Raw genomic sequence first — 14637 nt, forward strand, 5'->3', positions numbered from 1 at the left:
TGTGGTCAGTCGTCGGCGCGAGCCTGCTGGGCGTCGTCGGGCTGCGAGACGTCGATGCCACCGATGAGTTCCGTGTAGGGGTACGGCATGTCGATACCCTCGGCGTCGAAACGCTCCTTGACCGCCTGCACCCACGCCGAGAGGGCGTGGACGTACTTGCCGCGGTCGGGGTCGGCGATGTACGCGCGTGCGGTTAGCCCCACGTACGAATCCGCGAGTTCGGTGAGGATGACGTCGGGTTCGGGCTCACCTTTGAGTCCGTCGACGGTCGCCGCCTCCTGAACGATGATCTCCTTTGCCTGCTCGATGTCGTCCTCGTAGCCGATGCCGAAGGTGAACGGGATGCGGAGTTCGTCGTCAGCGACGGGGTTGGTGACGGCGTTGTCAGCGAGTTCTGAATTGGGAACCGTGATGAGTTCGTTGTCGAAGGTCTTGAGCTTCGTCACGCGCAGGCCGATGTCCTGGACGACGCCGGATTTGGTCCCGTCGCCGGAAGGCCACTCGATCCAGTCACCGATGCCGAAGGGGTCGTCCTTGAGGATGAAGACACCGGCAGCGAAGTTCGCCAGCAAGTCCTGTGCGGCGAAGCCGACCGCCAGCGAGAGCGCGCCCAACAGGGTGGCAAACGCCGCGAGAACGGTGCCGAAGCCCGCGATCGTGGCGGCGAGCGAGACCGCCGCGAACAGCGCGAGCCCACGGGCGACGGTGCCCCCGAGATTCACCACCTTCGGGTCGTAGCCGCGCGCGTCGAGGGCACCCTTCACGAGGCGGACGAGAACGAATCGTCCGACCAGATAGATGAGCACGAACGCGACGAGGAACAGGACGGCAGTGGTGGCGACGCTGATGAGTGTCTCGCCGTACTGACTCACGAACCCCTGTGGACTCGTCGGAATCCCTTGCTGTAGCGGTGGCGAACGCATTGTGCAATCCAACACCGAACTGTTTATCAAACCATCGCCTGCGCCCGCGGTTCGTCGCGCGCCGACCACACGGAAGCGAAGGGCTTAATCCACGAGCCGGCATCCATCGACACGCGGGACCGTGGGGTAGCTTGGTATCCTCGGCGCATGGGGTGCGTCGGACTCGTGTTCGAATCACGACGGTCCCACTCCCCACCTTTTGCTGCACTCAGTCGCGCTCCGCGCTCCTTCGTTGGCAAAATCTGGACCAAAAGCCTCGTCGTTCCCTGCGGTCACTCCTCGGCCCGCTCGCTCCCGCGGTCGCTCGCGGTGGAATTACTAGTGCTCTCCGCAACTGCACAGCACCACAGAAGCCCTCGCTCCCTACGGTCGCTCGTCTTTCATCCACCAGGAGCCGCACCGCCGCAGTACCGCGACCGCTACAGCCGCACCGCGACCACCACGGCACACCGCTGTCACTCGCGCTTCACACCAGGGTTCGTCACCGCACCGTTGGCCGCCGAGCCGAAGGATTCTCCATATTTCGCCAGCACGCCCGACGTGTAGTTCGGTTCGGGACGGTCGCGCTCGGCCAACCGCGATTCGATCTCCTCGTCGGTCAAGTCGACGTCGAGGCGTCGCTCCGAGACGTCGATGCTGACGGTGTCGCCGTCTTCGAGAGCGGCGATCGGACCGTCGGCGGCGGCCTCGGGCGCGATGTGACCGATGGAGAATCCGCGCGTCGCACCCGAGAAACGCCCGTCGGTTAATAGTGCCACGTCGTCGGCGTGACCCTGGCCAGCGACCGCGGAGGTCACCCCGAGCATCTCGCGCATGCCCGGCCCGCCGCGCGGCCCCTCATTGCGGATACACACGACGTCGCCCGATTTGACGTGGCCCTCCTGGACGTACTCCATTGCATCCTCCTCGCCCTCGAAGACTCGGACTGTCCCTTCCTGTCGGAGTTCGTCGTCGCTGGTGACCTTCAGGACCGCACCCTCGGGCGCGAGGTTCCCCTTCAGAATCCGAATCGCGCCCTCCTCGTCGAAGGGGTCCGAAACGGGTCGCAGGAAGTCGGCGTCGATCTCCTCGTCGGCCGGCAGGTCGAGTTCGTCCAACTCCTCGGCTATCGTGCGTCCGGTGACGGTCATCGCATCGCCGTCCATGTAGCCACCCTCGACGAGTCGGCGAATGACGACCGGGACGCCGCCGATCTCGTGGAGGTCCTCCATGACGCGCGTGCCGCCGGGCTGGAGGTTGGCAATCTTCGGCGTTCGCTGGCTGATTTCGTCGAAGGTGTCGATGTCGAGGTCGATGCCGGCTTCGGCGGCCATCGCCAGCAGGTGGAGCACGCCGTTCGTCGAGCCACCGAGAGCCACTTGGAGCGCGATGGCGTTCTCGAAACTCGCGCGCGTGAGGATATCGGATGGTTTGCGATCGGCTTCTATCGCGTCCAGGACCACCTCGCCGGCCTCGCGGGCGACCGCCTCGCGCTCGTCGCTCTCGGCGAGCGGGCTGGCGCTGCCGAGCGGCGCGAGACCGATCGCCTCGGAGATCGAGGCCATCGTGTTCGCGGTGAACATCCCGCCACAGGAGCCGGCACCCGGACAGGCGTTGCGTTCGAGGTCGTCGAGTTCGTCGCGGCTCATCTCGCCCTGTGCGTACGTACCCACGCCCTCGAAGACGTCCTGGACCGTGACATCCCGGCCCTCGTGCTCGCCAGGCAGGATGGAGCCACCGTAGCAGAATACGGTGGGGAGATCCGTCCTGATGGCGGCCATCATCATTCCGGGGAGATTCTTGTCACAGCCCGCGAGAGTGACGAGGGCGTCCATGCGCTCGCCGAAGGAGACGAGTTCGACCGAGTCGGCGATGACTTCGCGGGAAATCAACGAGGCTTTCATCCCTTCGGTACCCATCGAGATGGCGTCGCTGATGGTGATGGTGCCGAACTCGATCGGCATCCCCCCGGCCTCCTCGATGCCGTCGATGGTGCTTTCGGCCACGTGATCCAGATGGACGTTACAGGGCGTGATGTCGGCGGCGGGGTTCGCCACGCCGACCATCGGCGAGTCGAGGTCCGCGTCGTCGAAGCCCATCGCGCGGAACATCGCGCGGTGTGGGGCGCGCTCCGGGCCGTCGGTGACCTCGCGGCTGCGGAGGCGCTTTGCGGCTTCGCCGTCCTCGCGCTGGCGCTGCTGGCTCATGAGCCGACCTCGGTTGCCACGGACATAAGTGCCACCGATAGTCCGACAGCCGAGTCGAACCTGTTTTGAGGGCTGCGGTGGCAGAGGGTGACGATGAGTCCGACTGTGGCCGTCGCCCACTACCCCGAGGGGGCGGGTCACGCGACCCGGATGCTGGCGGTGGCGAGAGCGCTCGAAACCCGCGGGGCCACAGTCACGCTCGCCGGCGGCGGCCCGGGCGCGCGCTTCATCGAGCACAACGGCTACGACCAGTTCGAACCCTCACCGGTGGATTTCATCGGCGATTACCAGGGTGGGTCGCTGTTGCGCGTGCTCGCCCACAGCCTGCCCAACAGCGCGCGCAGAGTGTACGACTACGTGCGCTGGCTGCGCCACGAGCGCCCGGACGCGCTGGTGACCGACGACATGTTCGCCGCGATGGCCGCCGAGTTCGTCGACGTCCCTCTGTTCGTCTGTACGCACAACGCCGCCTCCTACTACGATGCGGTCATCGAGCAGGGGTTCACGTGGCTGCTCAACCGCCATCAGTTGTACGCCGCCGAGGCGTTTCTCTACCCCTCCATCTGGCCGCCCGACCGCGGCGACCCCGCCGGCGTGACGCCGATTCCGCCGATCGCGCTCGACGTGCCGCCGGAACGAACGGACACCGGGCGGGCGCGCGTACTGGCCGACGGTGCGAGCGTGCCCGTCGGCACGGGCGTACCCGAAACGGACCTCGCGGCCGACACACCGCCCGTGCCCGACACCGAGGTGCTGGTGGTGCCGAGCGCGTACTCGACGGGGTTCGACGCACTCGCCGAGCGGTTGCGGGCGGCGGGCCACGAGGCGACGCTCGTCGGCGATGAGGATTGGGAGTGTGTGCCGGCGCTGTTGCCCCATCTCCGTGCCGCCGAGCGCGTGGTCTGTTCGGGCTATTCGACGATCATGGAGGCCGCAGTTGCGGGCACGCCCTGTATCGTCTATCCGTTCACCGACGAACAACACGGCGTCTCGCGGGTCATCGAGCGCACAGGTCTGGAGGGTTTTCAGGTCGAGCACTCTGTCTCACATGTGGTGCGCGCGGTCGGCCAGCGACTCGAAGATCCCACCTACGAGAACGGTGCCGGACGAGCGGCGGCGACCGTGCTCGCGGGCATCGAGTAGAAAGCGACTTTCGCGCGCGGCCGTTTCGGGTGGTATGGCGCGGGTTCAGGTCACGGCCGGCGCGCGCGTCCACTTCGGTTTCGGAAACCTTTCGCTCGCGCGCGAACGGCTCTACGGCGGTCTCGGGGTCTCGCTTCGCGAACCATGGGTCCGCGTCGAGGCAGCCCCCGCGGACGAACTCCGCTGTGAAGACCCGCAGGGGAGCGAGTACGCGGCGCGCGCGCTCGACCTGCTCGACCTTCCTGGAATCTCCCTCACGATTCACGAGCGCCTGCCCGCACACGTGGGACTCGGCAGCGGCACGCAACTCGCGCTCGCCACGCTCGCGGCGGTCGCACGCGCCCACGAGCGCGAGTCACGGGTGCGAGAGCGAGCGCCACAGCTCGGTCGCGGCGGGCGCTCGGGGATCGGCTGTGCGACCTTCGAAAATGGAGGATTCGTCGTCGACGCCGGTCATCCGGCCGAGCGGTTCACGACCCAGCCGCCAGCCGCGGGCGAGTGGCGCGTTCCGCAGCCGGTCGCCCGCCACGCACTCGCCGAGTCGTGGCGGTTCGTCGTCGCTATTCCGGATATCGAACCGGGCCGGAGCGACGACCACGAGGACCGGAGCATCGAGCGGGTGGTCGAGCGTGCCGACCCGGCCATCGCCGACGACATTTCTCGAATCATCGCCCAGCGACTGCTCCCGGCGGTCGCCGAGGACGACTGGCACGCCTTCGGTGACGCCATCGCCGCCGTGAGCCGCCTCAATGGCGCGTGGTACGCCGACGAACAGGGTGGCGTCTATCGCCCGCCGCTCGGCGAACTCGTCGACGTGCTCGAACGCTCGCCAGCGGTCGCGGGTGCGGGTCAGTCCTCGTGGGGACCTGCCGTCTACGGACTCACCGATAGCGAGCGCGCCGACACGGCACGGGCGGCGGCCCGCGAGGCGCTCTCCACTATCGACGTCGATGGCGAAGTCTTGGTCTGTGCGCCGGACAACGAGGGTGCACGTATCGAGACGCTGGAGTAAGCGGACGCTTTTGCGTTCCGAGCACCTCCCCCAGATATGCAGTTCTGCGACGATTGCGGCTCGATGATGCACGGAGACGGCGGCGAGATGGTCTGTTCGGGCTGTGGCGCGCGCGTGCCGAAGGATGAGGAGGCGGCAGCAGCGTTCGTGAGCACCGAATCACAAGGAGATAGTGACGTCATCGAGACCAGCGAGGACGCCGCCGACGAGGGCAAGCCCACCGCCGAAGTCGAATGCGAGGAGTGTGGTACTGAGCGCGCGTGGTACACCATCAAGCAGACGGGATCGGCCGACGAACCGCCGACGCGGTTTTTCAAGTGTACCGAGTGTGGCCATCGCTGGCGCGGCTATAGCTGATTCGCGTAGCGACCGAAAGGCTTTGTCCGCTCTGTGTCCGACAGCACTCGTGGCTCACGAACGACGCATCGAGGTGCATCCGGACTGTGAGGCAGTCTGTGAGTTCGACCCCTCCCTCACCTTCGAGTGCGTCGATTCGTGCACGTGGTGCTGTCAACACGGCGTCCTGCTTTACGACCACGACCTGCTCGAACTCGCCGGGCGCGCGAACCTCAACGACGCGACCACGGACTTTCGCGGCCGGAGTTTCGTCAAGCGCGAGGAGAAAAATCGAGACGACCACACCGGAGAGGACGGCGCGGCGTGCTATTTCCTCTCGGAGGATGGATTGTGCGAACTCCACGCCGAAGAGGACTGGAAGCCCGCGCGCTGTTCGATTTTCCCGCTCGAAGTCCATCTTCTGAATGGAGAGATTCACGTCACGGTACGCGATTCGGCCGAGGAACACTGCAAGGGACTCGACGTGAGCGAGCGCCGCGTCATCGACAACCTCGACGCCTTCCTGCCCGAGGTACTCTGGAGCCTGCCGGACCCGACGACCGAGATCGAACTGTGACCAGTATCCGGCGGTCGAAGAACGGGACGGAGACGGTATGGTGATGCCACGCAACGGACCGTCCGATCCCGTCCCATTGTTTGATTATTGAGCGGGAAAGTAAACGGTCGTCCCTGATAGCCGAGGCGAACGTCATCCGAAGCAGTCACCGACGAGTCGCCTACAGCCGCGGCGCACCCGTTCCGAGGCGGCCTGGTCCGAGATATCGAGTTCCGCGGCGATGTCGCCCAGCGTCGTCTCGCGGGGAATCCCGAAATAGCCGCGCTCGTGGGCTAGTCGGAGCGCCTCACGCTGGTGGCTCGTGAGGCGCTCGCGCGACGGTCCGCGCTCGCGGTCGTTGTCGTAGAGTCGATGCAGCCGGAAATCGAGGTCGTGGTCGAGGCAGAACCCTCGGAAGGTCGCCAGCGCCTCGCGGTCGGGAAAGCGCATCCGGGCGCGCCAGCGTCCGTCGACGTAGCGCATTTCGAGCCGCGCGGCACCGAGGTCTATCCACGTATCGTAGGTCACGATCGGGGCCGTGCCGGTCAGTCGCAGGCGATAGAGCCGCCGGTCGCCCTCGCCGCTCACTCGACGAACGTCGGTCACGGTTTCGTCGTCGGCGAGCGCTCGCTCGAACGCATCGAGGTCCTCGCCGCGCGCCCAGCAGAACACGACCGGCATCGCATGCGTTTCGTACTCCCGTTCGATGTCGAGTTCGACGGTCGACACGGTCGCGAGCGCCGCCGCGAACGAGAGCCGGCTCGGGTCGAGGGTGAACTCGGCGATGACGCTCATGGCATTGAACTATGCTACCGAGTGACAAAACCTTTCCGCGCTTCACCATCGTGTGGCTGTCGAGCGGTAAACGGCTCAGGCGACCAGTAGCCACGCCAGCGCCACCGTGCCTGCGCCGACGACCGTGCTCGCCACCGCGTGGACGCGCAGGCGGTCGAGCCGCGCGTGGGCCACGCCCGAAGCGTGCTCGCCGCCAGTCTCGCACTCCGGCAGGAAGTCCATGGCGATGTGCAGGAAGATGCCGGCGGCGAAGCCGAACACGAGGGCGTTGACGGCCATCGTGCTTGACGGCGCGACCAGTCCCACGAGCAGCGCCGTGATACCGACGCCCGCAGCCGGCAGCGCGAGCACGCCGACCGACAGCCCCGCACCGCGGAGCCGACCGGCGGCGGCGTAGCCCGCGGGGGCCTTGTGCGAGACGATGCCCAACCCGAGCAACAGCCCGAGGTCCGGCAAGAGCGTGTACACCGTGCCGATGACGACCCCGGCAGTCAGCGCGTGAGCGGTGAGCTGTGCGGTCGTCGTTTCGAGCGGCAGATCGAGATGTGTGAGTCGATGGCCGATTGTGTGGCCCGCATACCCCGCGAGGATGCCGGCCGCAATGCCGAACCCGCCCAACTGGGGCTGGTAGCCGATGGCTTGCGGAACCAGGAAGACGGCGGCGCTCGTGACCATCGCGCCGCTCGCGAGACCGTCGGCCCGGACCGACCGTCGGTCCCGCTCGTGCGAGCGCAGTCCGATGGCTGCTCCGCCGACCATCGCGGCGAAGGCGACCCAGCCGACGACGAGGACCTTCCAGAGACCCGCGAGCACGCCGATTCCCGTGAGCGCGACGAACACGACCACCCCGGCGACGCCCAGCCACGGGACCCGCTCGTGTTGCCCGATGTTGACTGCTCCAGCGTTCTCCATTCTGTTAGCAATATCGACAGGGGAGTTAATAAACCCGTCGCGTGCGGGTCGGCTCCCGGCTCAGCGCGTCGCCTGCCGCCACGCACGCAGGTCGAGGACTTCCCCATCGAGATCCCCGCCGTCGAGGTCGGTCGCCGCCCAGACGAACATGCCGGCGACGTCGTCGGGGTCGCGGCCCGCACCGCCCGCGAGATCGGTCGCCACCTGTCCGAGATCGAGCGCCCCCACTGGACGGTCGAGTTCGGCGGCGAACCCGCGGACGAGCGCCTCGGCGGTCGCCTTCGAGACGGCGTACGAGCCGAAACCGGCCTGCGCTTCGCGTGCGACCTGTCCCGTGGGGACGAGCACGCGGGCGTCGGCGGCGAGATGGGGAACCGCTTCGCGCACCGTCGCGAAGACGCCGCGGGCGTTCGTCCGGAGGTGGTCGTCGAAGGCCGCGTAGCTCTCCTCGGCCAACGGCGTCTCGCCCGCCGGTCCGTGATAGACGCCCGCGTTCGCCACCACGCAGTCGATTTCTCCCACTCTCGCCGCGGCCTCACACAGCCGCTCGACGTCGTACTCGTCGCGTACGTCCGCGCGCTGGGTGGTGATCTCCCCGTCCAGTTCGTCCGCCGTCGCGGCGAGATCGTCGAGTGCGTCCGCGCTGCGCGCACAGCCGACGACGTGTGCGCCTTCCTCGGCGAAGCGGCGCGCGACCGCCCGGCCGACGCCTCGGCTCACACCCGTGACGAGCGCGGTGGTATCGTCCATGATTCGACATCGCCCGCCACGCTAATGCGCGTTGCCATCCCGTCAGGCCATCGAGCGCGTCGGTCGCTCGCCCGCACGATAGAACTGGCCGTGGAAACCGAACGGAATCGGGTGAGGGACCACCGCGCGAGCGCGCTCCGTGAAACTGGCGGCGTCGAGCACGAGGAGGAACGACCGTTCGGCGGCGGCATCGAGCACGACCGAGAGTATCACACCCTCGTCCTCCCCCGCCGTGGCTGCGTCGTCGAGGGCCGGCACGAACACCGGCTCGCCGGGATACGTGTTCGGTTCCTCCCACGTTTCGGTGGTGTGACTCTCGACATCGATCTTGACGAGTCGGTTCTGGAACTCCGCCGGCGGTCGCTTTCGATTGCTCACGCCGTAGACGTAGCGGTACGGGCGAGTGTTCCGGCGCGCGTAGTCGATGGTCGGCAGTTCGACGTGGCCTGCGTAGAGCGTCTCGCGCTCGACGGCGCGCGTCGAGCCCTTTGGAAGGTGATACCGACGGAGTGCGCCCGTCGGCAGAGAGGGTGACGGCGACCGAAGGTTGTCGAGCGAGAGCGCACCGACCACCGACGCGTCGGGGAAGGCCACGAGGTCGAGCACGATCTCCCCGTTCCGCTCGAAGGCGTTGACGTGATGAAAGACGAAGAACGGCTTCGCACGATGGGTCGCAGCCACGTCGCCCGACTCACGGTCGAAGACGATGAAGCGCGTTCCGCGCTCGGGCTTCCACGCGAAGCTTTCGGCCACGCTCGCTCCGCCGAGCAGATCGAGCGGCGAGACGACGAACGGCCCCTCGGTGAGAACGATATGGTTCTCGGTGAGCGCGAAACTATGGAGATAGGCGGGTTCGTCGATCGTCACGCCACCGATGACGTCGGGTTCGGTCCCCCCGTCGGGAATCCGATAGAGCGTGTAGCCTGGCTTCCGGCCGAGGCGCGTCGTGTAGCCGATCGTCTCCCCGCGGCGGGCGTCGTAGTGTGGATGGACGGTCGTCGTGGTGCCCAGCCGCTCCCGCTCGTGATGGCCGCGCGTTGCGAGCGTTTCGGGATCGAAGCTCACCGCCCGCGGGCTTTCGGTCGTGGCGACGAACCCCTCTCCTCGAACCTCGATATCGACGCAGGCGTTGTCGGTGAACGCTATCGAGACGAGTCGCTTGAGTCGGCCCAGAGGACCTGTCTCGGGGTCGGTGGCGAACTCACGGAAGCCGAGTGCGCCGTGCTCGCGGGCGTGTTCGTACGCCTCGCTCCGGAGGAATCGATTCGAGTAGACGACCGCACCATCCCGAATCCCGAACCGTCGGAGCAGCGCGAACCCGTCGAACCAGTGGTTGAGGGGTCGGTTCCCGACGCGAAACCGGCCGGGGCCGTTCCGGAGCAGCGTTCCCGCGAGCCAGTCGGGGAGGTCGCCCTCGACCGGGAGGCGTTTCCGGGTACACTCCTCGCGGACCGGCTCGAAGCCGAGGCGGTGGTCCATACACGGTCGAGAACCGCATCGGCCATAGCGTCCGGGGTCAGTCGTCTTTTATACGCGCCGCTATACGATTCGCTATGCATTCGTTCGCGGCGGAGTCGAGGGCGGAGCCGCTCGCCGGACGCACCGTCTCGGTCGTCGGCGGCGGCTTCGGCGGGCTGTCGGCGGCGTGCTACCTCGCGGCCGTGGGGGCTGACGTCACGGTGCTGGAGAAGAACGGACAGGTCGGCGGGCGCGCCTCGCAGTTCGAAAAAGAAGGATTTCGCTTCGACATGGGGCCGTCCTGGTATCTGATGCCCGACGTCTTCGAGCGGTTTTTCTCCCACTTCGACGCCGACCGCGAGGACTACTACGGACTCGAACGGCTCGACCCCCACTATCGAATTTTCTTCAAGGACGGCGACCGGGTGGACCTCACGCCAGACCGCGACCAGGTGCGTGCCGTCTTCGAATCCTACGAGGAGGGTGCGGCCGAAGCGTTCGACGACTATCTCGAACAGAGCGAGACGACCTACGAGGCGGCGATGGAGCGGTTCGTCTACACCGACCGCCCGCGATTTCGCGACTGGGTCGACACCGACGTGTTCCGATCCGCACCGGTCGGGCTGAACCTGCTGCGCTCGATGGAAAACCATGTATCGAACTACTTCGAGCACCCGAAACTCCAGCAGATCATGCAGTACACGCTCGTCTTCCTCGGCGGGTCGCCCAAGAACACGCCCGCGCTCTACACGATGATGAGCCACGTCGACTTCAACCTCGGCGTCTACTATCCTGAAGGTGGCTTCGGCGGCGTCGTCGACGGCATCGCCGAACTCGCTCGCGAACGCGGCGTCACGATCGAGACGGACGCCGAAGTCGGCGAGATCACCCGCCGACGCGACGGCTTCTCGCTCGCCACGGCCGCTGGCGAGCACACATCGGACATCGTCGTTTCGGACGCCGATTACGCCCACACCGAACAGGAGTTGCTCCCGGAACACGAGCGCCAGTACACAGAAGAATACTGGGACGAGCGCACGCTCGCACCCTCCGCCTTCCTGCTCTATCTCGGTGTCGAGGGCGACGTCGACCCGCTCGCCCACCATAGCCTCGTCTTACCCACCGACTGGGACGGCCACTTCGAGCAGATCTTCGACGAACCGGCATGGCCCGACGATCCGGCCTACTACCTCTGTGTGCCCTCGCAGACCGACGATACGGTTGCACCGGAGGACCACTCGAACCTCTTCGCACTCGTGCCGATCGCACCCGGTCTGGAGGACACGCCCGAAATTCGGGAGCGCTACCGCGACCAGATTCTCGACGACATTGCCGACAACACCGGCGTCGATCTCACCGATCGGATCGTGCTCGAAGAGACGTTCTCGATCGGCGACTTCGCCGAGCGCTACAACAGTCTCCAGGGTACGGCGCTCGGGCTCGCCCACACCCTCCGCCAGACGGCGCTCTTCCGGCCGCCTCACCGCTCGAAAGCCGTTCCCGACCTCTACTTCACGGGCTCGTACACGACGCCGGGAATCGGCGTGCCGATGTGTCTCATCAGCGGCGAACACGCCGCCAACGCCGTCGTCGAAGACCACGGATGAGTCGCGAGCGCGTTCGTCGCGGCCTGGGTCGGCTGGAAAACGTCGTTCCCCCGGAAACGACCACGACGGGCTATCTCCTGCGGCTCTCGCGGCCCCGCTTTTGGTTCTATCTCGCTGGACCCGTGATCGTCGGCGCGGTCTACGCCGTCGAAAGCCTCCCAGAACTGTTCTCGCCCGTCGCGCTCGCGCTCTTTGCGTACTTCCTCGTGCCGGCGAACGTCTTCCTCTACGGGGTCAACGACGTCTTCGACGCCGACATCGACGAAGCCAATCCCAAGAAGGACGACCGCGAGGTGCGCTACACGGGTGAGAGAACCGTGCTCGCCGCCGTTTTCCTGAGTGGTGTGCTCGCGCTCGGATTCGTCCCCCTGCTCCCGCCGGCGGCGCTCGCGGCACTGGCTCTTTTCTTTTTCCTTGCCGTCGAGTACAGCGCGCCACCGCTCCGATTCAAGACGACTCCCCTCTTCGATTCGATCTCGAACGGGCTGTACGTGCTCCCTGGCGTGGTCGCCTACACGGTCATCGCGGGCGTTCTGCCGCTCCTTTTCGCCGTTCTGGGTGGCTGGCTCTGGACGATGGGGATGCACACTTTCTCGGCGATTCCGGACATCGAACCCGACAGGGAAGCGGGCATCCGAACCACGGCGACGGCACTCGGTGAGCGCCGAACCTACGGCTACTGCGCTGCCTGCTGGCTCACCGCGGCACTCGCCTTTTCGTTCGTCCACACCTTCTTCGCGCTGCTTCTGCTGGCCTACCCAGTCCTGGTCTTCGCCATCGCGCGCTCGTCGATCGACGTCGGGCGCGCCTACTGGTGGTATCCCGCGGTGAACACGCTCGTCGGGATGATCATGACTCTCGGCGGCCTTTGGCGGGTGGTCTATGGCGGCTGAGCGCGCGATCCGCAAGCGAATCGAGGCGCGACTCGACAGGATCGTCGCCGACAACCGCTTCACCATCGCAGTGGTCTTCCCGGTGGTCGGGGCGATTCTCCTACTGGCGAGCGCCGCCGGGCTAGTGGGACCACCGCTCAGGTACAACCCGTATCTCATCCTCTTCGGCACGATCGTGATGCGTCTGCCGCTCGTGGCCGGTCTCGCGCCGCTGTTCGACCGCCGGGCGGCCATCGGCACCGGAATACTCGTCTGCTATGCCTTCGGCATCGAACTCGTCGGCGTCCTCACCGGATGGCCCTACGGCGCGTTCGAATACACCATCGAACTCGGGCCGATGCTGTTCGGAGCCGTGCCGCTCGGCTTACCAGTCTTCTTCCTGCCGCTGGTGTTCAACAGCTACCTGCTCTGCCTACTCGTCCTCGGCAACGCGGCCAACCGGCGCGCGGTGCGTCTCGTCGCGGTCATCTGTACAGTACTACTGGTTGACATCGTGCTTGACCCCGGCGCGGTCGCCATCGGCTTCTGGAGCTACAATGGAGGTATCTTCTACGGCGTTCCCGTCTCGAACTACCTCGGCTGGGTGCTCTCGGCCACGGTATCGGTGTTCGTTCTCGACTTCTCGTTCGACCGTCTGCGACTCCGCGAGCGCCTCGACACCTGCGCGTTCATGCTCGACGACCTCGTGAGCTTCGTGGTGCTCTGGGGCACCATCAACGCCGTCTTCGGCAACTGGGTGCCCGTCGCCGTCGCGCTGGCGCTGGCCGGTGGTCTCGTGAGAACGGAGCGCTTCGACGTGGCGGGCATCGGCGCGAGCGATCTGTGGGGCAGTTAGCGCGCGGGCGTCGCGCCCTCGGGTCCGCGGTGGCGACTCGGACTGTGTGCGACGGTGCTCACCGTCTCGAAGACCGCTTCGGGGTCCTTGTTCCAGAGCCAATGCCAGCGGGTGCGCGCGAGCAAGGAGAGTTTTCTCGTGGTGCTGAGTTCGGGCGTCGCCGAAAGCACGTCGTATGAACGGTTCCTGATGAGTCGGTGGTGGTCGGCGTAGAGCACGGCCGCGAGCAGGACGGGGAACTGACAGTCTGTGGGGAGGTATTTGATGCCGGCGACACCTTCCCGATACCGTCGTTCCGTTCGTTCGAGTTCGCTCCGCATGAGCGCGGCGAACTCGCCGTCCATCTCGAAACATTTGATCTGTGCTGCGGTGACGTCGTGCTCTTCGAGGACGGTTCGGGGGAGGTAGATGCGGTCGCGCTCGACGACGTCCTCGCGCACGTCGCGCAGGAAGTTGGTGAGTTGGAACGCCTCGCCCAGCCGACGGGCGTGCGGGTGTGCGATGTCGGGGTCGTTCGGCTGCATGACGGCCGTCATCATCTCGCCGACGGCGGCCGCCGACCCGCCCATGTACTCGTCGAGTTCGTCGTGCGTCTCGTAGCTGTCCGTGTCGATGTCCGTCGCCATCGCGTCGACGAACTCCACGACAGCGGCGTCGGGAATGTCATATTGGGCCCGGAGATCGCTGAACGCCGCCACGACCGAGTCGTCGGTTCCGCCGCCGAGCGCGCCCCGTCGTAACCGTTCGAGCTGTGCGCGTTGTTCGGCCGGCGGCGGCCCGTTGGGGTCGTCGACGATCTCGTCGGCAACCCGGAAGAAGGCGTAAAGGACGTACGTCGCGTGGCGAACGCGCTCGGGGAGCAGTCGCGTCGCAACGTAAAACGTCGTCCCCGTTCGCCGATGGATGGCCTTGCTTTCGGCGAGTTGCGTATCGTTGACCATGTCAGTACCGACTGTTCGGGCGAGAGCGACTTATGTGTTTGTACGTTGGGAAGTCTAAGAACAAATTATAATAGAATTGACTACTTTCCATCCAATGAGCGAGACCGACCGTTCGATATTTCGAACCCCGAATCGATCCCACTCCCATCAGAAATGTTTATCCATCCCAATACCGTACATAGGAGTAGACGATGTTCGAGAAAATCACCGCCAGAGACCTCGCGGACAGACAGGATTCGGGCGCTGACGACTACGTTCTCATCGACACGCGGCCCGAGGCCATATAAGCA

General features: G+C 66.2%; 14 protein-coding genes and 1 tRNA gene. 8 read left to right on the top strand and 7 right to left on the bottom strand.

The window, feature by feature from the left end:
* Positions 1-5: 5 nt before the first annotated feature.
* Positions 6-923, bottom strand: coding sequence for a mechanosensitive ion channel family protein (locus ACP97_RS07185; protein WP_049997155.1), 918 nt, complete (start codon positions 921-923; stop codon positions 6-8).
* Between the two features lie 115 nt (positions 924-1038).
* Between ACP97_RS07185 and ACP97_RS07190 the strand changes: the two genes are divergently transcribed.
* Positions 1039-1111: transfer RNA gene (locus ACP97_RS07190), tRNA-Pro, on the top strand.
* A 267-nt stretch (positions 1112-1378) separates the two neighbouring features.
* Here the strand turns inward: ACP97_RS07190 and ilvD are convergent.
* The gene (gene ilvD / locus ACP97_RS07195) at positions 1379-3109 is read right to left on the bottom strand and encodes a dihydroxy-acid dehydratase (RefSeq protein WP_049997156.1); all 1731 of its coding nucleotides are present in this window, start codon (positions 3107-3109) and stop codon (positions 1379-1381) included.
* 93 nt (positions 3110-3202) lie between these two features.
* Here ilvD and ACP97_RS07200 point away from each other — a divergent pair, with 93 nt between their 5' ends.
* The 4 genes from ACP97_RS07200 to ACP97_RS07215 are packed head-to-tail and all read left to right on the top strand — an operon-like array spanning position 3203 to position 6177.
* Positions 3203-4252: a glycosyltransferase gene (locus ACP97_RS07200; RefSeq protein WP_049997157.1), complete on the top strand. Its 1050-nt coding sequence runs from the start codon at positions 3203-3205 to the stop codon at positions 4250-4252.
* A gap of 34 nt (positions 4253-4286) precedes the next feature.
* On the top strand, positions 4287-5264 hold the full coding sequence (locus ACP97_RS07205; protein WP_049997158.1) for a beta-ribofuranosylaminobenzene 5'-phosphate synthase family protein: 978 nt from the start codon (positions 4287-4289) through the stop codon (positions 5262-5264).
* 36 nt (positions 5265-5300) lie between these two features.
* The gene (locus ACP97_RS07210) at positions 5301-5621 is read left to right on the top strand and encodes a transcription factor S (protein WP_049997159.1); all 321 of its coding nucleotides are present in this window, start codon (positions 5301-5303) and stop codon (positions 5619-5621) included.
* 49 nt (positions 5622-5670) lie between these two features.
* Complete coding sequence (locus ACP97_RS07215) at positions 5671-6177, top strand: hypothetical protein (RefSeq protein WP_049997160.1); 507 nt, start codon at positions 5671-5673, stop codon at positions 6175-6177.
* A 132-nt stretch (positions 6178-6309) separates the two neighbouring features.
* Here the strand turns inward: ACP97_RS07215 and ACP97_RS07220 are convergent, their stop codons facing one another.
* The 4 genes from ACP97_RS07220 to ACP97_RS07235 form a co-directional block, all read right to left on the bottom strand.
* The gene (locus ACP97_RS07220) at positions 6310-6951 is read right to left on the bottom strand and encodes a helix-turn-helix domain-containing protein (RefSeq protein WP_049997161.1); all 642 of its coding nucleotides are present in this window, start codon (positions 6949-6951) and stop codon (positions 6310-6312) included.
* Positions 6952-7026: 75 nt separating this feature from the next.
* Positions 7027-7863: a ZIP family metal transporter gene (locus tag ACP97_RS07225; protein WP_049997162.1), complete on the bottom strand. Its 837-nt coding sequence runs from the start codon at positions 7861-7863 to the stop codon at positions 7027-7029.
* A gap of 60 nt (positions 7864-7923) precedes the next feature.
* A complete protein-coding gene (locus ACP97_RS07230; RefSeq protein WP_049997163.1) occupies positions 7924-8613 on the bottom strand; it encodes an SDR family NAD(P)-dependent oxidoreductase in 690 nt (229 codons plus the stop codon).
* A gap of 42 nt (positions 8614-8655) precedes the next feature.
* The gene (locus tag ACP97_RS07235; RefSeq protein ID WP_049997164.1) at positions 8656-10092 is read right to left on the bottom strand and encodes a carotenoid oxygenase family protein; all 1437 of its coding nucleotides are present in this window, start codon (positions 10090-10092) and stop codon (positions 8656-8658) included.
* A gap of 74 nt (positions 10093-10166) precedes the next feature.
* Between ACP97_RS07235 and ACP97_RS07240 the strand changes: the two genes are divergently transcribed.
* Genes ACP97_RS07240 through cruF form a run of 3 tightly spaced genes read left to right on the top strand, consistent with a single transcriptional unit; the run spans position 10167 to position 13406 of the window.
* On the top strand, positions 10167-11678 hold the full coding sequence (locus ACP97_RS07240; protein WP_049997165.1) for a phytoene desaturase family protein: 1512 nt from the start codon (positions 10167-10169) through the stop codon (positions 11676-11678).
* Positions 11675-12571 (top strand): prenyltransferase, encoded by an 897-nt coding sequence (locus ACP97_RS07245; protein ID WP_049997166.1) that lies wholly within the window; start codon positions 11675-11677, stop codon positions 12569-12571. The genes ACP97_RS07240 and ACP97_RS07245 overlap by 4 nt, the downstream gene beginning before the upstream one ends.
* Positions 12561-13406, top strand: coding sequence for a bisanhydrobacterioruberin hydratase (cruF, locus tag ACP97_RS07250; protein WP_049997167.1), 846 nt, complete (start codon positions 12561-12563; stop codon positions 13404-13406). The genes ACP97_RS07245 and cruF overlap by 11 nt, the downstream gene beginning before the upstream one ends.
* Here the strand turns inward: cruF and ACP97_RS07255 are convergent.
* Complete coding sequence (locus ACP97_RS07255; RefSeq protein WP_049997168.1) at positions 13403-14347, bottom strand: phytoene/squalene synthase family protein; 945 nt, start codon at positions 14345-14347, stop codon at positions 13403-13405. The two genes, cruF and ACP97_RS07255, sit on opposite strands and share 4 nt — an antisense overlap.
* Between the last annotated feature and the right edge of the window lie 290 nt (positions 14348-14637).

The organism is Halococcus sediminicola (genome assembly GCF_000755245.1).
Taxonomy (GTDB): domain Archaea; phylum Halobacteriota; class Halobacteria; order Halobacteriales; family Halococcaceae; genus Halococcus; species Halococcus sediminicola.